Origin of the sequence: Rhizobium leucaenae USDA 9039, from assembly GCF_000426285.1 — a bacterium.
Classification (GTDB): Bacteria; Pseudomonadota; Alphaproteobacteria; order Rhizobiales; family Rhizobiaceae; genus Rhizobium; species Rhizobium leucaenae.
Genome location: NZ_AUFB01000009.1, coordinates 185,445 through 203,294, shown reverse-complemented (window position 1 = coordinate 203,294; position 17,850 = coordinate 185,445). Strand labels below are relative to the sequence as shown.

Here is a 17,850-nt window from a genome sequence, read left to right as displayed (position 1 = left end):
CCCTCCCGATTGCCTCGTCGATTCGCCGATCGTCAAAGCAGCTTCAACAACGCCTGAGCCGCTGCCGTCGAGGATGCCGGATTCTGGCCGGTTACCAGTCGGCCATCGGTAATGGCAAAGCTTTGCCAGTCGGCGACCTTCTCGTACTTGCCGCCAAGGCGTTTCAGCTCATCCTCCACGAGGAAGGGAACAACGGAGGTTAGATGGACCGCCTCCTCCTCACTATCCGTAAACCCTGTGACGCGCTTGCCTTTGACCAAGGGCTGCCCCTGATATTGCACGTGACGGAGGACTCCGGGTGCGTGGCACACGGCGGCAACCGGCTTGCCCGAATTGTAGAAATCTTCGATCAGAGAAATGGATTTCTTGTCTTCCGCCAGGTCCCACATGGGACCGTGGCCACCGGGATAAAAAACGGTGTCGAAGTCGGCAGCGTTGACGCTCGCGAGCTTGACGGTATCGGCCAACACGGCTTGGGCTGCCTTATCGGACTTGAAACGCGTCATCGCCGGCGTTTGATTTTCGGGCTCATCACTTTTGGGATCGATCGGCGGCTGCCCACCCTTGGGGGATGCCACCGTGATCTGCGCACCGGCGTCCTTGAAGACGTAATAAGGGGCCGCGAACTCCTCCAGCCAAAAGCCCGTCTTTCTTCCTGTATTGCCAAGCTGGTCATGCGAGGTCAGCACAATCAAAATCCTGCTCATCAGCATTACTCCTGATTTGGATTTACCGGATATCGTGATGTTCTGTCGGCTGCGAAAGCGTGCGGTAAGCGCGTCGGCTCGATACGCCGACAGGGATAGATGCTTGGGACAATGCGTAATTATGCGGCTGCGAATAAATTACGCGCCAACGCTACGATGATGAACCAAACCTGGCAAGCATTCTATTGTACGACTATCTCGCATATATTCTTGCGCCCACCTAAGCTGCCTTCCCTTCGCAGCGAGCTCCGGCGGCGACGCAGAGAGCGCCGCCCGCCATTCCAAGCACGCTAGCCATCAACTGTCCGCCGTCAACGGCGGAAGCCTGCAGCTCAGGTTTTTGCCCCCGCGGCGCGCTGCTTTCGATATTCCGCCGTCGGAACACCGCCCCAGCCCCAATTGTCCAAATCCACTTCTTCGATAACGACATAGGTGGATTCCAGAGGCTTGTTCAATACGTCGAGCAAAAGCTGGCTGACACCGGCAATGATGGCAGCTTTCTCTTCCGCGGTGACCGAGTTGCGGTCGGGACTCGTTCCTTCACGGGTAACCTGTACAGTAACGATGGGCATGACAATCTCCTTTTAAGACTTGCAACCGAGGACTATTAGGCGACGGCACCCGAGTTGATCGCGCTTCTCCGCTTCAATATTGCCGTTACCAGCGTCCTGCATTTTGACCGCCGTCGACGTGAAGGATTTCGCCCGTTACGAAATTCGCGGTCTCGAGATAAAGCACGGCATCGACGATATCACGGATCTCCCCCATCCGGCCGACTGGATGCAGCCCTGACAGAGCCTCGTGCGTTTCCGGCGAATGCATCGGCGTCTTGATGATCCCTGGCGATACGGCATTCACCCGAACGCCGGTTTTCGCGAACTCTATCGCCAGTTCCTGGGTGACCGAGCTGAGGCCGCCCTTGGTCAAAGAGGCGAGCGCGGCCGGCACGCCGGCAATCGGCTGATTGACCAGGCTCGTCGTGATGTTGACGATGTGGCCGGAGCCTTGCTTCAGCATTTCCGCGGCAACGCGCTGCGTGATGTGGAAGAAACCGGCGACATTCACGCTCATATTATGGTCGAAATCCTGCTGAGTGAATTCGATGAACGGCTTGGCAAGGAAGACGCCGGCATTGTTGACCAGCGTGTCGATGCGGCCGAAGTGTTCGAGTGCCTCGCGCACCACTCGCTCGGCGGTTTTCGGGTCGGCAATATCGCCGTCCACCGCATGGACGCCTGTGTCCGAGCTGGCCTTGATCGACCGGGAAGTGGCGACGACACGATAGTTGCGATCACGGTAGGCCCGAACGAGCGCTTCGCCGATCCCCTGCGATGCTCCGGTGATGATGGCGACTTTCTGTTGATTGCTCATGATGTGCATCCTTTCAAGTGCAGCGGCCGAAGGTTTCGGGCCGCCCGACGCCGTAGGCGTTGGTGCTACTGATTTAGATGCATCCGCCATTCGGGAGAATTGCCGGACTTTGGCAGACAGTCATCCGTATATCGGCATAATCAGGCCAAGGAGCCTGCTTCTCTTGCTATACGATTGAGTTCGACGCGCAGACGAGGCACGGCATAATCGACGAAGGCGCGCACCTTTGGCACGGACATGCGGCCCTGTGGCGAGAGCAAATGAACTGGAAGCGCGGGATGCTCCGCGTCGGCAAGCACGATCTTCAGCCGCCCGTCCCGGACATATTCCGCGACATGATAGGAATAAAGCCGCGTCAAACCGATGCCCGCCGCGGCCGATGCTGCCGCGGCGCGCACGCTGTTCACGATGTACCGAGGCGTGAAATGCACTGTTCTCGGAATTGGCGATCCTTTTGCCGGCGTGAAGCTCCAGGAATCGAGCCCGAAATTGCTGAAAGCCACGATATGATGTTTGGTGAGATCGGACGGCTCGACGATATCCGGATTGCCGGCAAGATAGCGGGGAGATGCGACGACGACGCGCCTGACGTCGCCGCCGATCCGCGTCGAGATATGAGACGAATCCGTCAAGTTGCCGATGCGAAGAGCAATATCGACGCCCTCATCCACGAGGTTGACGAACCTGTCCAGCATCAGAAATCGAACGGAGACACTCGGATGAAGCTCGAGGAAATCATCCAGAATGGGACGTAGAACCTCTTCGCCCAGGATTGGCGGCGCGGAAATGGTGAGGGTGCCGCGCGGCGACGACCGCTCGCCTCCGGCCACCATATCGGCCTCCTCCAGTTCGATGAGCACCCGCCGGCATGCGGCCACGTAGCGCTGACCGGCCTCGCTCAGCTTGAGCGTGCGGGTCGTCCGATGCAGCAGCTCGACCCCGACATGCGCCTCCAGCGAACTCAGCGCCCTGCTGATCGCAGTCGGCGATCGCTTCAGCTTGCGCGCCGCCCCGGCGAGGCTGCCCTCGTCGATCGCCGTGACGAAGACCCGCATTGCGTCGATACGATCCATTCTATGGCTCCGCAGGATTGTGGTTCGGGACGCTCACTTTTTCTCGGATTTTCGGCTGGCGTAAATATACGCGTGTCGGTGTCCCGAAACCGATCCAAGGTATCGGCGACACCATCCTACCAGAGAGAGCTGATGTTTTGATGAGAGCCTTCGGCGCGACAAAGTCGGCCACTTCACCGCATGGGAGCACCGTAAGCGCTTTCGACCGAACTTTGACGTTAGCTCAGTTCGAACCTAGCGGAGACCGCCAGTCGGTCCCGCTGCGGCGGTCTTCCGGTGATCGGCGGCGATAGGCTATTCGACCGAATTGAACTTCTTCACCTGCAGGAAGTTCACCGCCGTACCGCTGAAGCGTTCCGGGTCGATCGATGCGGTCTGCACTTTGAAGCCTTCGGTATAAACGGCAGTCGGCTGGGCGCGCAACGTCGGGCTGACAAAGCGCGGTGCCTTGACCGGGCGGTTGACGATCTCGACGCGGGCGTTGGCGAGCGCCCATTGCGAGATTATTTTCTCGGTCAGCTTCGGTTCGGTGGTCACCGTTGCGCGGCCGGCATCGGCCACTGCTGCATCCTGCTTGTTCGGCCGGCCGCCCTTGGTGGCGATACCGGCAGCAATCGGACGCTCCTGCGGCCGGGCCGGTTCGAAGCTATCGTTGAAGCGGCCACTGCTGACCTTGATGTTGTTGGAGGTGGGCGCAAGCGCCGCTACCTGCATTGGCATTGGCTGTCCCGGCCGCTTCTGCGGCGAGACCGCAGCGATAGCCCGGACGGCGTCATTGTCGCCAACGGCATTGTCCTGCGCCGGCTGTGCGGCATCCGCGACGCTCTTCGGCGGCATCTCATCCTTGGATGCGGCGTTGTTGGCAGCCACATTGACCGGAACGCCGGCATTCGCATCCGATTGATCGACGCGATGCTGTTCGAGAGCCGCCACGATCGACGGCGACAGCGCGCCTTCGTCGGCCGCGTCGTCGATCGCATCCGGATCGGCGTCGGCGGAGGCGAGCAGGCTTTCGGCGACTTCCGGACGCTCGGCCGGAACCGGCACGTCGGCGGTCTGATCCTTCGCGTCCGACTCGGCCGAGGCTAGCTCGGCATCGCCGGGCGAACGGCGATCAAGCAGCGAGGGCACGGGAACGTGATAGGCGCGCAGATCAGCATATTGCTGGTCCTGCTGCTGGCCGTTAGCATCCGGCATGGCTGCGTCAAGCGCATCTTGAGCGGCGTTATGCGGCGGCGACATCAGAGCCGAAACCACTTCGCTGCCCGCCGGCTGATTGCCGAAGGCCGGCCGAACTTGCGGAACAGGCGCGTTTATGCTGGCAACCTGCGTCTCCGGCTGGCTGTTGTCGTCGCCATCATCCGCTGCTGCGGGGGCGGACTGGCCCTTCTTGGCAACGAGCGTAGCCGGCGCTGCCGTTGCGGGTGCGCCTTCATCCGCATTGTCTTCTTCCTCGTCAGCGCCGCCGCCAAACAGTCTGGCGAAGAAGCCGCGATGCGAAGACGAAGAGCTGGCGATCTGGATATCGTCGGAAGACATGCGGCGCTTATAGTCGGCAACCGCCTCCTGATAGCCCGGCAATGGCCGACCGTCGGCCGGAATATGCATCGTCTTGCCATCGGGGAAGAGACGGACGAGATCCTGGCGATCCATGCGCGGCCAGGCGCGCACGCCGCCGACGTCCATGTGCACGAAGGGCGAGCCGGAGGTCGGGTAATAGCCGACGCCGCCGACCTGCAGCTTCATGCCGATCTCGCGCAACTTGGTGAGCCTGACATCGGGAATGTAGAAATCCATCGCATTGCCGAGCATATGCTGGCTCTTCTTCGCGACACCCGTGTGGGCCGAACGCGTGCGCAGCATCTCGTTGGTTCCCGGCGAGCGGAAGCCGCAGACGACATAGATGAATTCATGCGAACCGCTTTCGCGGTAGACTTCCCAAATCAGGTCGAACAAGCGCGGGTTCATCTTGGTCGGCTGGTTTTTACGCCAGTCGCGCAGGATGCGGTTCAGTTTTTCCAAACCGTCCGGATCGAACTTTCCATTGCGCTTGTAGGTGATGACGGCCTTTTCGCCTGTGTGGACATAATAGATCTTCAGGCTGCGGGTTTCGCCGCCTGCCTGGGAGGGGGTGCCAACGAAAACCGGAGTGGAAACAGCCATCGCAAGCAGGCCAACGGCTACGACCTTGGCCACCTTACGAAATATCTCTGAGCACGCAAAAAGCCTGCTCAAGCTATTAAGCTTGGTATTTCCACTCAGATTCGGCAATTCGATCCCCGTCCGACAGACAATGTCGCATCGTGTTCCAAATGGCTGTCAATTGCGGTGACACGATGGCAAAAATGCCACACATGGTCGCCCTCTTCATACATGGTGAACGATGCACTAACAAGTGCTTTACGACAGGTAACAAAATATGCTTGCCTAAACGTTAAAATACTCTCAGGCCGCATGTTTCTGCGGGTCATCCGGGTCTATCCCATAGTCTTTCAACTTGCGATAGAGAGTCGAACGCCCGATTCCGAGCTTCCTTGCCACTTGACTCATTTGCCCGCGATAGAATTTGAGGGCGAATCGAATGAGCTCTTCCTCAACATCTGCGAGCTTTCTGACATCACCGGACGGGTCTGTGCTGGCGATGACATTGTCTGACGCAGAAGCAGACAATGTTTCGACGATCGAAAGCGGCGAAGTTGTAGCCGCATCCGAGGACATGACGCGCATGCCGCGCTCGAACGCTTCACCGGCGTCCGCGCCGATGCTGAAAGCCTCGGAATTATCCACAACTAAGGTCGGATGCTCGGCGGTGAAATAGCCAGGCAACTGTGCGGCGATCTGCGGGAAATCAGCTTCGACCAGTTCCGAACCCTCCGACAGCACGACGGCGCGGAAGATCGCGTTTTCGAGCTGGCGGATATTGCCCGGCCAATCATAAGCCGTCAGCAATGCCAGAGCGCCAGCGCTGATCGACAGCGAATGACCGAGCTTCTGTTCGAGCGCAAATCGGTCGGCGAAGGCGCGGGCCAGGTACGGAATATCTTCCTTGCGGCGACGCAGCGCCGGCATGGTGATCGGGAAGACGTTGAGGCGATAATAGAGATCTTCGCGGAACCGGCCGGCCTTCACCTCCTCGATCAAATCCTTGTTGGTGGCCGAGATCAGCCGGACATTGACCTTCTGGGCAACGCGTGCGCCGACCGTCTCGATCTCACCCTGCTGCACGGCGCGCAGGAGCTTGACCTGCACCTCCAGCGGCAGATCGCCGACTTCGTCGAGGAACAGCGTGCCGCCGTCAGCCTCCATGAACTTGCCGACATGCCGCTCGGCGGCACCCGTGAAGGCGCCTTTCTCGTGGCCGAAGAGAATGCTCTCCACAAGATTGTGCGGAATGGCACCGCAATTGACCGTCACAAACGGCTTTCCGGCGCGGTCGCTGCCAGCCTGGATGGCTCGCGCCACCAGTTCCTTGCCGACGCCGGATTCGCCTTCGAGCACGACGGGGATGTTGGATTGCGCCGCCCGCTGGGCAAGATCGATCACCCGCATCATCGCCGGGCTCGCCGAGACGATGTCGTCGAAGCTGATCGTCGACGTGCGCGATCTACGTCCTGCCCGCGCCCTGGCCTCGCGTTGATCCAGCTTCAGCGCATTGGCGATCGAGGCCCCTATCCGTTCCGGCGATACCGGCTTGACGACGAAATCGAACGCGCCGGCCCGCATGGCCTGCACTACGGTCTCGATACCGCCCTGCCCCGTCTGCACGATGACGGGCAGATCGGTGCCCATATCGCTCAGCGCGCTCAAAAACTCGATGCCGTTCATCTCCGGCATCATGAGATCGAGCACGATCACATTGATCTGATCGCTGTTGCGCTTCAGAATCTCAAGGCCGAAACGGCCATTCTCCGCCAGATGAGCAACGTGTCCGTGCCGCTCGATAGCGTTTTTCAGCAGACGCCGTTGAATCGGATCATCCTCAACAACAAGAATCTGCGCGCCCCCCTTGGCGCTATTAAATACGGTCATTGGTGCCTCACTTCATGCGAAACCTGATCACGACCTTCGCAGAAAGGCTTGAACACGAAGTTTTGCCAAAGCATCGTATTTTAATCATTATGACGAATGTAACGCCGTCTATGAATTCGGTTGTTCGATCTCAAGGAAATCGCCCTTGCCGCGGTCTTTTCAGCCGAATAGACACGGAGAGACCGAACTGGTCCGCAAAGAAAAGCAGAGGAAATACCGCCCATGAGCCCGACCTCGCTCCATTCATCCCATAATTTTTCCGCTGGCCCGACGGCCGCCGCGACCAATGCCGCGCTCGGCGACCTGCCCGCCTGGAAGCTCAGCGACCTTTATCCGTCCGCCACGTCCACGGCCTTCGTCAGCGACATGGAAAAGGCCGGAAAAGCGGCGATCGCGTTTGAGGAAAAGTGGAAGGGCAAGCTCGCCGACGCAGCCGCCAAGACCGGCGAAGCGGGCATCGGTGCCGCGCTGAAAGAATATGAAGCGCTGGACGACATCATGGGCCGCCTCGGCTCCTTCGGCGGCCTCACCTATTTCTCCAACACCAGCGATCCGGCCAACGGCAAGCTCTATGGCGACGTGCAGGCGCGGCTGACCGACTATTCCGCCCATCTGCTGTTCTTTCCGCTGGAACTCAATCGCATCGACGATGCAGCGATGGATGCCTGCATGGCGAACGATCCGGCCGCCGGACACTATCGCCCCTGGATCGTCGACCTGCGCAAGGACAAGCCCTACCAGCTCGACGATAAGCTGGAGCAGCTATTCCTGGAAAAATCGATGACCAGCGCCGCCGCCTTCAATCGCCTGTTCGATGAGACGATGGCGGAGCTGCGCTTCGAGGTGGACGGCGAGAAGCTGCCGCTGGAAGTCGCCTTGAACATGCTGCAGGAAAAGGACCCCGAGGTACGCCGCAAGGCGGCAATGGCGCTCGCCGACACGTTCAAGGCCAATTTGCGTATCTTCACGCTGATCACCAATACGCTCGCCAAGGATAAGGACATTGCCGACCGCTGGCGTGGCTTCGAGGACATCGCCGACAGCCGGCATCTGGCCAACCGCGTCGAGCGCGAAGTGGTCGATGCATTGGCCGCTGCCGTGCGTGACGCCTATCCTCGCCTGTCGCACCGCTATTATACGATGAAGGCCAAGTGGCTCGGCATGGAACAGATGAATTTCTGGGACCGCAATGCGCCGCTGCCTGAGACGTCCAATGCGCTGATCCCCTGGACCGAAGCGAAACAGACCGTTCTTTCCGCCTATGGCAATTTCGCTCCGGAAATGGCTGATATCGCCAAGCGTTTCTTCGACGAGGAATGGATCGACGCACCAGTGCGTCCCGGCAAGGCGCCGGGCGCCTTCGCGCATCCGACCGTTCCCTCGGCGCATCCCTATGTGCTCGTCAACTATATGGGCAAGCCGCGCGATGTCATGACCCTGGCACACGAGCTCGGCCATGGCGTGCATCAGGTGCTTGCCGGCGGCCAAGGCGCGCTGATGTGCCAGACGCCGCTGACGCTCGCCGAAACCGCCTCCGTCTTCGGCGAAATGCTGACCTTCCGCGCATTGCTCGACAAGACCACCGACAAACGCGAGCGCAAGGCGATGCTCGCCCAGAAGGTCGAGGACATGATCAATACGGTCGTCCGCCAGATCGCCTTCTACGAATTCGAACGCAAGGTTCACACTGCCCGCAAGAACGGCGAGCTGACGTCGGACGATATCGGCGAGCTGTGGCTCTCCGTCCAATCGGAAAGTCTCGGACCGGCGATCAAGATTTCCGAAGGCTACGAGACCTACTGGGCCTATATCCCCCACTTCATCCACTCGCCTTTCTATGTCTACGCCTATGCCTTCGGCGACTGCCTGGTGAATTCGCTCTACGCCGTCTATCAGAATGCCGAGCAGGGCTTTCAGGCGAAATATTTCGAGCTGCTGAAGGCCGGCGGCACCAAGCATCATTCCGAACTCCTGAAGCCCTTCGGCCTCGACGCCACCGATCCGTCGTTCTGGAGTAAGGGACTGTCGATGATCGAAGGGCTTATCGATGAGTTGGAGGCGCTTGATAAGAGTGCTTGATGCACACTGATAAAGAATCGCACGTGGCCGATACCGAACCCTACGTCCTCTTCCGGGACGACAGCACAGGACAGGTGATGCTCTTCGCCGAGCCGGCGGAGATCATCACGGCTCGAAGACGCGCGGAATTCTTCGACGCCCTTGACCGGATGCAACGGGCAAAGGCCGGGGGAAAGTGGCTGGCGGGCTATATGGCCTATGAGGCCGGCCATCTCTTCGAGGAAAAACTTGCGCCTTTCGCGGAGGAGAACCGCGAGACGCCGCTGCTCTGTTTCGGTGTCTTCGATGCTCCGGCGACGGATGGCCATCCCCTCGCCCAGCCGTTGCAACGCCTCGAAAACGAAGCTTTTTTGACCGACGCCACGGCCGCGTGGGACTTCCATATATATAAAGAGAGATTCGACCGGCTGCATTGGCACTTGCGCCAGGGCGACTGTTATCAGGCAAACCTCACCATGCCGATCTCGGCTCGCTGGAATGGCGATGCCCGCGCCGCCTTCTGGTCGCTGATCGAGCTTCAGCCGGTGAAATACGGAGCGCTGGTCAATCTCGGCGGCCCGGTTATCCTGTCGCGCTCGCCCGAACTCTTCTTCCGCACCGACGACGACGGCTGGATCGAGACGCATCCGATGAAGGGCACAGCCAAGCGCGGCGCTGACGCCGTCGAGGATGCCGAGATCATCGACGCCATGCTGGCCGACGAGAAGACGCAGGCCGAGAACCGCATGATCGTCGACCTCCTGCGCAACGACATCTCCCGCATTACCGAGGTCGGCACGCTCGATGTGCCGAAGCTTTTCGAGATCGAGACCTATCCGACCGTGCACCAGATGGTCAGCCATGTGCAGGCCAAGCTCCTCCCCAACATGACCATCCGCGATATCTTCGCAGCGCTCTTCCCCTGCGGCTCGATTACCGGCGCGCCGAAAATCCGGGCGATGGAAATTCTGCACGACCTCGAAGACGGCCCGCGCGACGCCTATTGCGGGGCGATCGGCATGATTGCGCCTAGCGGCGCCATGCGCTTTTCCGTGGCGATCCGTACCATCACACTGTTCGAGGATGGCCGCGCCGTCTTCAATGTCGGCGGCGGCATTGTTTTCGATTCGACGGCGGAGTCGGAATATGAAGAATGCCTGTTAAAGGCGCGCTTCGCCATGGGGGACCGATGGATCCGGCGCTAGGGGACTTTTCGCTGATCGAGACGTTACGCTACGAGCCGCAGATGGGCTTCGTGCGCCTGCGGCTGCATCTTGCCCGCCTCCAGCGTTCCGCCCGCCGATTGGGTTTTCCTCCGCCGAAGGATGCGCTGACGAAACTCGATGCCGCGGTTGTCGGCGCGAATGCTCCATTGCGGGTGCGCCTGACGTTCGATCGCGCGGGTCGGACGGACGTGATGACTGCCGCCTTCACGCCCCTCGCTTCCGATGCCATCTGGCGCGTCCGCATTGCCGGAACCCGACTTGATTCCGCCGACACGCTGCTGCGCGTCAAAACCACCCGCCGATCCGCCTATGAGGCTGCCCGCGCCGAATATTCGCTGGCGAAAGCTGAGGAAGTGCTGTTGCTCAATGAGAAGGACGAGGTCTGCGAGGGCACCATTACCTCGATCTTCCTCGACGAGGGTTCCGGCCCATTGCGAACGCCGCCCATCTCGTCCGGCCTGCTCGCTGGCGTGTTGCGCACAGAGCTCATTTGCCAGCGCAAAGCCCGCGTCGGCCGGATAAGGCTGGACGATCTGGAAAAAGGTGAGCTTTATGTCGGAAACTCGCTGCGCGGACTGATCCGCACGCAACTCATATGGAATTGACCCAATGTTCATTCTCGCGCTGACCTACCTCAAGGGCAATGACGAAGCCGACAAGCACATGGAGCCGCATATGGCCTGGGTGAGGGAAGGTTATGCGAAGGGCTGGTTCCTCGCCTCCGGTCGCAAGGTGCCGCGCACCGGCGGCATCGTCTTTGCCAGCGGCGACCGCGCCGAACTGGAAGCCTATGTCGCGGCCGATCCTTTCACCATCCACGGCATCGCCGCCTACGAAGTGACGGAAATCGCTCTGACGACCGTTATAGAAGGGCTGGAGGCCCTGAAGGTCTGATTGAAAACCAGGAGGGCGTCGCCGCGATGGATGACCTCAGTCGGCATCTGAGGGAATTGGAAGAACGACTTTTCGATCCAGCGGTGCGTGCATCGAGACCGGCGCTGGAGGAACTGTTGTCCGCCGAGTTTCGCGAGATTGGCAGTTCGGGCACGCTCTACACATTCCGCGACATCGTCGATCCGCTTGCCGAGGGTGAGCCCGAAGGTATTTCACGAACGCTGACCGGTTTTGAATTGAAGATGCTCTCCGATACGCTTGCGCTCGCTAGCTATCGTGCGACCCGCCGCTATCCGGATGGTCGTGAAGTCAGAACAATGCGCAGCTCGATCTGGCGGCTGGAGGCGGACGAGCGCTGGAGAATGGTCTTCCATCAGGGAACGTTGACGCAGTAGGTTTCCATCCATGACCTTGTTGACCTACACACCCTATGACGGCTCCGCAAAACCCTTCACGATCGGCCTGATGCCGCTCGATCCGGCGCGATGGATCGAGCCGGATGCCGACCTCAAGCGCTACCTCGATGAAAAGCGAGAGCTTCTTCACGACAATCGGCACGAGATTTTCGTTTCCGAAGACGGATCGGAAAATGCGCAGCAGGAATGCCTGGAGCTCCTGGCGGCCTATCTTTGCGAACAGCATCCTGCGATCTATCGCCGAGACGGCAATATCGTCTCCGCTGCCGGTCACTCGATCGATCTCGCCGATCCCTCCCTGCCACCGCTTCTAAAAGTTGGTTCGCTCGTCGCTGACGATCTCGCCATCATGCGGCGCAAGGAGAATGGCTGGCATCTCGTCGCCGGCCATGTCGCCTTTCCCTCCTCCTGGTCGCTCCGGGAAAAATTCGGCCGGCCGATGCAGGCGATTCATGCCGATGTGCCCGGTTTCGGCGAAGGCACCCGAAACGCCGTCCTGATTAACCGCATCTTCGACAATTTGCAGGTAGCCCAGCCCGTCGAACGGATGAACTGGTCGGTGAGCACAACAAACGAACTGTCCCTGCCGGCGGCAAAGCATAGGCGGCCGCCGGCCAGCACCACTCCAACGCTCGAAACCAGCTTTGCCCGTGTCGAGCGCCAGACGCTGCGCAAGCTGCCGGAATCGGGCGATATCCTCTTCACTATCCGCGTCTATGTCGACCCCATCGCAGCGATCACCGGTCATCCCAAAGCCCCGGAACTGGCATTGAGCTTTGCTGCACAACTGCATGCTTTGGATGAACGGCAGACGGCCTACAAGGGCCTCACGCACCTGAAGGCAGAGTTGGTGAGGCAATTGCGGGCGCTTGCGGAAGTTGCTCCACCGGCTTGACATTTGCCCGATAAGCCCGGACGGCTCTTTATTGTGACACCGATTTATGGTTAGAGCCGTTCACTTCGCATTTTCGCGCAAACACTGATTGATTTTTCAGCGACCGAACGGCGTCCTGCCTTTCGAAGGAGAAAAGAATGACGGAACAGAACTATCCGGTATATGCCGAAATTACCGGTCCGATCGTGATGATCGGCTTTGGCTCCATCGGCCGCGGCACCCTGCCCCTGATCGAGCGCCATTTCAAATTCGACAAGAGCCGGATGGTCGTCATCGACCCGCAGATGGACGCCGAGCACCTGGCGATCCTCGAAAAGCACGGCGTCCGCCATATCAAGGAATATGTCACCAAGAGCAATTACAAAGACCTCTTGATGCCGCTCCTGACGGAAGGCGGCGGCCAGGGCTTCTGCGTCAACCTCTCGGTCGACACGTCCTCGCTCGATCTCATCAAGTTCTGCCGCAAGCACGACGTGCTCTATATCGATACTGTCGTCGAGCCCTGGCTCGGCTTCTATTTCGACAAGAACATGAAGAATGCCGATCGCACCAACTACGCGCTGCGTGAAACCGTGCGCAAGGAAAAGGCAAAGAACCCCGCCGGCGCAACGGCAGTATCCACCTGCGGCGCAAACCCGGGCATGGTGTCCTGGTTCGTCAAGCAGGCGCTTGTCAATCTCGCCAACGACATCGGCATCAAGTTCGACGAGCCGGATCAGCATGACCGCGAAGGCTGGGCCAAGCTGATGAAGAAGGTCGGCGTCAAGGGCATCCATATTGCCGAGCGCGACACCCAGCGCACCAAGCATCCGAAGCCGCTGAACGTCTTCTGGAACACCTGGTCCGTCGAAGGCTTCATCTCCGAAGGCATGCAGCCGGCCGAACTCGGCTGGGGCACGCACGAAGAATGGATGCCGAAGAACGCCAAGAAGCACAAGAAGGGCAATAAGGCTGCCATCTACCTGGAACAGCCGGGCGCTAACACCCGCGTTCGCACCTGGTGCCCGACCCCCGGGCCGCAATACGGTTTCCTCGTAACGCACAACGAGTCGATCTCGATCGCCGACTATTTCACGGTCCGCGACAAGGATGGCGACGTCACCTTCCGTCCGACCTGCCACTATGCCTACCATCCGGCCAACGATGCCGTGCTTTCGCTGCACGAAATGTTCGGCAACGGCGGCACGGCGCAGCCGGTTCATCACGTTCTGGACGAGGACGAGCTTGAGGACGGCATCGACGAACTCGGCGTGCTGCTCTATGGCCACGACAAGAACGCCTATTGGTACGGTTCGCGCCTGTCGCTCGAAGAGACCCGCCGCATCGCTCCATATCAGAATGCAACGGGCCTTCAGGTAACCTCCGCCGTGCTCGCCGGCATGGTCTGGGCCCTGGAAAATCCGACCGCTGGCATCGTCGAAGCCGACGAGATCGACTACAAGCGCTGCCTCCAAGTGCAGTTGCCGTATCTCGGCCCGGTTGAAGGCCACTACACCGATTGGACGCCGCTTGACGGCCGCCCTGGCCTCTTCCCGGAAGACATCGACACCAAGGATCCTTGGCAGTTCAAGAACATCCTGGTTCGCTGATCGGCAGATCGTCCGAACGTTAGAAATTCGAATGCCCGCACAGGTCGTGCGGGCATTTTTGTTACGCTCGGCGGATAAATCGAAGTGACGGGTCCTGGAGCCTTGCTTTCGACAGATCGCCGCGCCATGGTTCCCGCAACCAATATGACATTAGTCCGCCTTCAAATCGCGGGAGATATTTATGAAGATCAGAACCAGCATTGCCCTTCTCGCCGCCGCTGCAGCATTGTCCGCCTGTGTCGATTTCGGCGGATCGAGGCCTCCGCCTGCCATGCGCGCCAGCGTGCAGCCGCAGACAGGGGTAGAAGGCAACTGGAGCGATGCGAACGGCCTCATTTCGACCTTCCAGGCCGGCACCTTCACGACGCACACCACCGACAGCAATTCGGTTCTGGCTTCGGGTACCTACAGTATGGTTTCCGCCAATTTGATCGAGATCAACATGACGTCGCTGGTGCGCAAGACGCAGTCGAAGATCAATTGCGCCCTGATCAGCCCTTCTCAGCTCAACTGCACCTCGGATGCCGGCAAGCAGTTTTCCCTCAATCGCCGATAGAGGCTGAAACAGGCGCGGCGGATAACATGCCATGCACAGAATGGCGCTCTATCTCGTTCTCGTCGCCGCGCTGCCGCTCGCCATCTTGGCGGCGGCTCTGCCTGCCAACAGCTATAAGGCACAGGGCATCACGGCGCTCGATTGCGACGGACCGATTGGCGTCGTCATCATCGCCCTGCCCGCCATACTGATCTACGCTGTCGGCACGATCCTGCTTTACCGCGATGGGAGCCGGCGCCTTCATCGCATTGCAGCACTTTGCTGCCTGCTCGTCACTCTTGCCGTCGGCTGGAATTTCATTGCCGCCGTGCGGGTATCCTATGGCGATGCCTCCATCGAAGCTTGCGCCTGACGTAACGACTTCTTTCCCGTAGTTTTGCAAAATCCTAATAAACCCAACAGCTTTTGCTTGCGCTCGTTCCGCAGCGATGAAAAGATTCAACGCGGGGTACCGCTGCGGGACATGGGCGGGCCGGATATGGTGAGCAACAGGAGAAAGAGATGACGAAGCCCTTTGGTATGGGTCTTTTGGCCGCCGCGGCCTTGGCGCTCAGCGCCAGCACCGCCTTCGCGGATTACCAGCTCAACATTCTGCATTTCAACGACTTCCATTCGCGCGTGGAACCGATCAACAAGTTCGACGCCACCTGCTCTGCCGCAGAAGAAAGCAAGAATGAATGCTTTGGCGGCGCAGCGCGGTTGAAAACCGCGATCGACCAGCGTCGCGCCGCACTTGCCGGCCAAAATGTCCTGCTGCTCGATGCCGGCGACAATTTCCAGGGCTCGCTATTCTACACGACCTACAAGGGGGCTGCCGAGGTCGAATTTCTCAACGATATGAAGCTCGACACCATGACCGTCGGCAACCACGAATTCGATGATGGCGAAGGCCCGCTCGCAGCCTTCCTCGACAAGGCGCAATTCCCCGTCGTCACCGCCAATCTCGTCGTGGACGACCAATCGAAAATTGGTGATCGCATCAAGAAATCGATCGTGCTCGATATCGGCGGCCAAAAAATCGGTATCGTCGGCGCGGTCACGGCCGAGACGCCAGAACTCTCCTCGCCCGGTCCGCATGTCAAAATCACCGACGATGCAGCCGCCATCAGTGCCGAAGTGGATGCGCTAAAGGCGCAGGGCGTCAACAAAATCATCGCGCTCACCCACGTCGGCTATCCGCGCGATGTTGCCCAGATCGCCAGGATCGCCGGTGTCGATGTGGTCGTCGGCGGCCATTCGCACACGCTGCTGTCGAATACCGATCCGAAAGCGGCCGGCCCTTATCCGACCATGGTCGACAATCCGGCGGGCTATAAGGTTCCGGTGGTCCAGGCCGCCTCCTACAGCAAATATCTCGGCGACATTGTCATCACCTTCGACGATAACGGCGTCGTCAAGGAAGCCAAGGGCGATCCGATCCTCCTCGATTCTTCGATCAAACCGGACCCCGCAATCGCTGCCCGTATCCAGGAAATGGCCAAGCCGATCGACGAACTGCGCCATAAAGTCATTGGCTCTGCGCAAGCCCCGATCGAGGGCGCGCGCGAGATTTGCCGCGTTCAGGAATGCTCCATGGGCAATCTCGTCGCCGATGCCATGCTCGACCGCACGAAAAACCAGGGCATCACGATCGCCATCCAGAACGGCGGCGGCTTGCGTGCCTCGATCGGCGCCGGCGACGTGACCATGGGTGACGTGCTGACCGTGCTGCCTTTTCAGAATACGATCGCCACCTTCCAATTGACGGGTGCCGACCTGAAGGCGGCACTGGAGAACGGCCTTAGCCAGATCGACGACGGCGCCGGCCGTTTCCCGCAGGTCGCTGGTCTCAAATATACCTTCGACAAGTCAAAGCCGCCCGGCGACCGCATCGTCTCCGTCACGGTGCAGGAAGGCACGGAGTTCGTGCCGCTCGATCCCAACAAGACCTATGGCGTCGTCAGCAACAATTATATGCGCGCCGGTGGAGACGGTTACGTCGTCTTTGCTAAAGACGGCAAGAATGCCTATGACTTCGGCCCTGATCTGGAAGGAGTCGTCGCCGATTACCTGGCATCGCACAGGCCCTACAAGCCCTATACCGATGGCCGCGTGACGCAGGTCGGCGGCACCGCAGCCATGGCCCAACCGGAGGCAGGCAAGCCGGCGGAAACGCAACAGGCAGCATCATCGGATCAGAAGCCCGCCCCGGCTGCAGCCGATAAAAGCGCAGCATCCTCTGCAACGGCTCCTGCTGCTTCGACCCCGACTGCCACCACGACCCCAGACACGTCCACATCTCAGACGACCGCCGCTCAAACAACGGCGGCGCCCGCCGCCACCGCCCCGGCGACAACGACGCCTGCGCCCACCACGACCGCACCTGCTGCTTCAACACCCGGCACCACCACGACCCCAGACACGTCTACGTCTCAGACGACGGCGCCTGCCGCAACCCCGCCGACGACGAACACTGCTCCCGCAACAACGGCGCCCGATACCAACGCTCCAGCCACAACGGCGCCCGCGCCAACTACGACCGCGCCTGCTGCTTCAACCCCCGGCACCACCACGACCCCAGACACGTCCACGTCTCAGACGACAGCGCCTGCCGCGACCCCGCCGACGACGAGCACGGCTCCTGTAACAACGGCTCCCGCTACCATCGCGCCCGCCACGTCGACGCCTGAGACCACGGCGCCGGCAACGACTGCTCCCGCAACGACAACCCCCACGCCGACGACAACGGCTCCCGCCGCGCCAACCACGGCACCGGAGACCACCGCACCGGCGCCTCAGGCCAGCGAGCCGCCGAAAACGCCGGCTTCCCACGTCATCGCCGCCGGCGACACGCTTTGGGATCTCGCAAAGACCTATTACGGCGACGCCGGCGAATGGCGCAAACTCGCGGCCGCCAACCGCAATCTCAAGCCGCGCCACCTCACCGTCGGTCGCGAATTGAAGATTCCCGCCAAGTAACGCCGATTGTCTCGAAAAAGTCAGCCGGTCCGGGCTTTCCCGGGCCGGTTTTTGTTCCTATGTGAGGTGCTCCGTTTC

At 60.2% G+C, this 17,850-nt stretch carries 15 protein-coding genes and 2 pseudogenes; 10 read left to right on the top strand and 7 right to left on the bottom strand.

What is annotated here, in order from left to right; translation table 11 throughout:
* Window positions 1-32 precede the first annotated feature (32 nt).
* The 7 genes and pseudogenes from K290_RS0116155 to K290_RS0116130 all read right to left on the bottom strand — a co-directional run.
* Window positions 33-707 carry a type 1 glutamine amidotransferase domain-containing protein gene (locus K290_RS0116155; protein WP_028752891.1) on the bottom strand — a complete coding sequence of 225 codons (675 nt, stop codon included), beginning with the start codon at window positions 705-707 and terminating at the stop codon, window positions 33-35.
* A gap of 332 nt (window positions 708-1,039) precedes the next feature.
* Window positions 1,040-1,279 carry a tautomerase family protein gene (locus tag K290_RS0116150; protein WP_028752890.1) on the bottom strand — a complete coding sequence of 80 codons (240 nt, stop codon included), beginning with the start codon at window positions 1,277-1,279 and terminating at the stop codon, window positions 1,040-1,042.
* A gap of 85 nt (window positions 1,280-1,364) precedes the next feature.
* A complete protein-coding gene (locus K290_RS0116145) occupies window positions 1,365-2,078 on the bottom strand; it encodes an SDR family NAD(P)-dependent oxidoreductase (protein ID WP_028752889.1) in 714 nt (237 codons plus the stop codon).
* Between the two features lie 140 nt (window positions 2,079-2,218).
* Complete coding sequence (locus K290_RS0116140) at window positions 2,219-3,151, bottom strand: LysR family transcriptional regulator (RefSeq protein ID WP_028752888.1); 933 nt, start codon at window positions 3,149-3,151, stop codon at window positions 2,219-2,221.
* Between the two features lie 294 nt (window positions 3,152-3,445).
* Window positions 3,446-5,422 (bottom strand): peptidoglycan L,D-endopeptidase MepK, encoded by a 1,977-nt coding sequence (locus tag K290_RS0116135; RefSeq protein WP_028752887.1) that lies wholly within the window; start codon window positions 5,420-5,422, stop codon window positions 3,446-3,448.
* Between the two features lie 174 nt (window positions 5,423-5,596).
* Window positions 5,597-5,809, bottom strand: a pseudogene (locus tag K290_RS38950) (helix-turn-helix domain-containing protein); the annotation flags it as partial.
* Between the two features lie 119 nt (window positions 5,810-5,928).
* Window positions 5,929-7,180: pseudogene (locus tag K290_RS0116130) on the bottom strand (sigma-54-dependent transcriptional regulator); the annotation flags it as partial.
* A gap of 222 nt (window positions 7,181-7,402) precedes the next feature.
* Between K290_RS0116130 and K290_RS0116125 the strand changes: the two are divergent.
* From K290_RS0116125 to K290_RS0116080, 10 genes are all read left to right on the top strand, one after another.
* A complete protein-coding gene (locus tag K290_RS0116125) occupies window positions 7,403-9,259 on the top strand; it encodes a M3 family oligoendopeptidase (protein WP_028752885.1) in 1,857 nt (618 codons plus the stop codon).
* A gap of 23 nt (window positions 9,260-9,282) precedes the next feature.
* Entirely contained in the window at window positions 9,283-10,443 is a 1,161-nt protein-coding gene (locus K290_RS0116120) for an aminodeoxychorismate synthase component I (protein WP_028752884.1), read from the top strand.
* Window positions 10,428-11,069 (top strand): aminotransferase class IV family protein, encoded by a 642-nt coding sequence (locus tag K290_RS0116115; protein WP_028752883.1) that lies wholly within the window; start codon window positions 10,428-10,430, stop codon window positions 11,067-11,069. Before K290_RS0116120 ends, K290_RS0116115 begins: the two co-directional genes overlap by 16 nt.
* 4 nt (window positions 11,070-11,073) lie before the next feature.
* Window positions 11,074-11,358 carry a YciI family protein gene (locus K290_RS0116110; protein ID WP_028752882.1) on the top strand — a complete coding sequence of 95 codons (285 nt, stop codon included), beginning with the start codon at window positions 11,074-11,076 and terminating at the stop codon, window positions 11,356-11,358.
* 26 nt (window positions 11,359-11,384) lie between these two features.
* On the top strand, window positions 11,385-11,753 hold the full coding sequence (locus K290_RS0116105; RefSeq protein WP_028752881.1) for a nuclear transport factor 2 family protein: 369 nt from the start codon (window positions 11,385-11,387) through the stop codon (window positions 11,751-11,753).
* Between the two features lie 10 nt (window positions 11,754-11,763).
* Window positions 11,764-12,669, top strand: a complete 906-nt coding sequence (locus K290_RS0116100; RefSeq protein WP_028752880.1) for a heme-dependent oxidative N-demethylase family protein — start codon at window positions 11,764-11,766, stop codon at window positions 12,667-12,669.
* A gap of 137 nt (window positions 12,670-12,806) precedes the next feature.
* The gene (locus tag K290_RS0116095) at window positions 12,807-14,258 is read left to right on the top strand and encodes a homospermidine synthase (RefSeq protein ID WP_028752879.1); all 1,452 of its coding nucleotides are present in this window, start codon (window positions 12,807-12,809) and stop codon (window positions 14,256-14,258) included.
* A gap of 181 nt (window positions 14,259-14,439) precedes the next feature.
* Window positions 14,440-14,814: an outer membrane lipoprotein Omp10 gene (omp10, locus tag K290_RS0116090; RefSeq protein ID WP_028752878.1), complete on the top strand. Its 375-nt coding sequence runs from the start codon at window positions 14,440-14,442 to the stop codon at window positions 14,812-14,814.
* 31 nt (window positions 14,815-14,845) lie between these two features.
* Window positions 14,846-15,166: a hypothetical protein gene (locus K290_RS0116085; protein WP_028752877.1), complete on the top strand. Its 321-nt coding sequence runs from the start codon at window positions 14,846-14,848 to the stop codon at window positions 15,164-15,166.
* A 149-nt stretch (window positions 15,167-15,315) separates the two neighbouring features.
* Window positions 15,316-17,772 (top strand): 5'-nucleotidase C-terminal domain-containing protein, encoded by a 2,457-nt coding sequence (locus tag K290_RS0116080; protein WP_028752876.1) that lies wholly within the window; start codon window positions 15,316-15,318, stop codon window positions 17,770-17,772.
* Window positions 17,773-17,850 lie beyond the last annotated feature (78 nt).

Coding starts and splice junctions, on each gene's coding strand:
- K290_RS0116080 (WP_028752876.1), top strand. CDS start 15,316: ATGACGAAGCCCTTTGGTATGGGTCTTTTGGCCGCCGCGGCCTTGGCG.
- K290_RS0116125 (WP_028752885.1), top strand. CDS start 7,403: ATGAGCCCGACCTCGCTCCATTCATCCCATAATTTTTCCGCTGGCCCG.
- K290_RS0116115 (WP_028752883.1), top strand. CDS start 10,428: ATGGATCCGGCGCTAGGGGACTTTTCGCTGATCGAGACGTTACGCTAC.
- K290_RS0116095 (WP_028752879.1), top strand. CDS start 12,807: ATGACGGAACAGAACTATCCGGTATATGCCGAAATTACCGGTCCGATC.
- K290_RS0116085 (WP_028752877.1), top strand. CDS start 14,846: ATGCACAGAATGGCGCTCTATCTCGTTCTCGTCGCCGCGCTGCCGCTC.
- K290_RS0116110 (WP_028752882.1), top strand. CDS start 11,074: ATGTTCATTCTCGCGCTGACCTACCTCAAGGGCAATGACGAAGCCGAC.
- K290_RS0116155 (WP_028752891.1), bottom strand. CDS start 707: ATGAGCAGGATTTTGATTGTGCTGACCTCGCATGACCAGCTTGGCAAT.
- K290_RS0116145 (WP_028752889.1), bottom strand. CDS start 2,078: ATGAGCAATCAACAGAAAGTCGCCATCATCACCGGAGCATCGCAGGGG.
- omp10 (WP_028752878.1), top strand. CDS start 14,440: ATGAAGATCAGAACCAGCATTGCCCTTCTCGCCGCCGCTGCAGCATTG.
- K290_RS0116105 (WP_028752881.1), top strand. CDS start 11,385: ATGGATGACCTCAGTCGGCATCTGAGGGAATTGGAAGAACGACTTTTC.
- K290_RS0116140 (WP_028752888.1), bottom strand. CDS start 3,151: ATGGATCGTATCGACGCAATGCGGGTCTTCGTCACGGCGATCGACGAG.
- K290_RS0116100 (WP_028752880.1), top strand. CDS start 11,764: ATGACCTTGTTGACCTACACACCCTATGACGGCTCCGCAAAACCCTTC.
- K290_RS0116150 (WP_028752890.1), bottom strand. CDS start 1,279: ATGCCCATCGTTACTGTACAGGTTACCCGTGAAGGAACGAGTCCCGAC.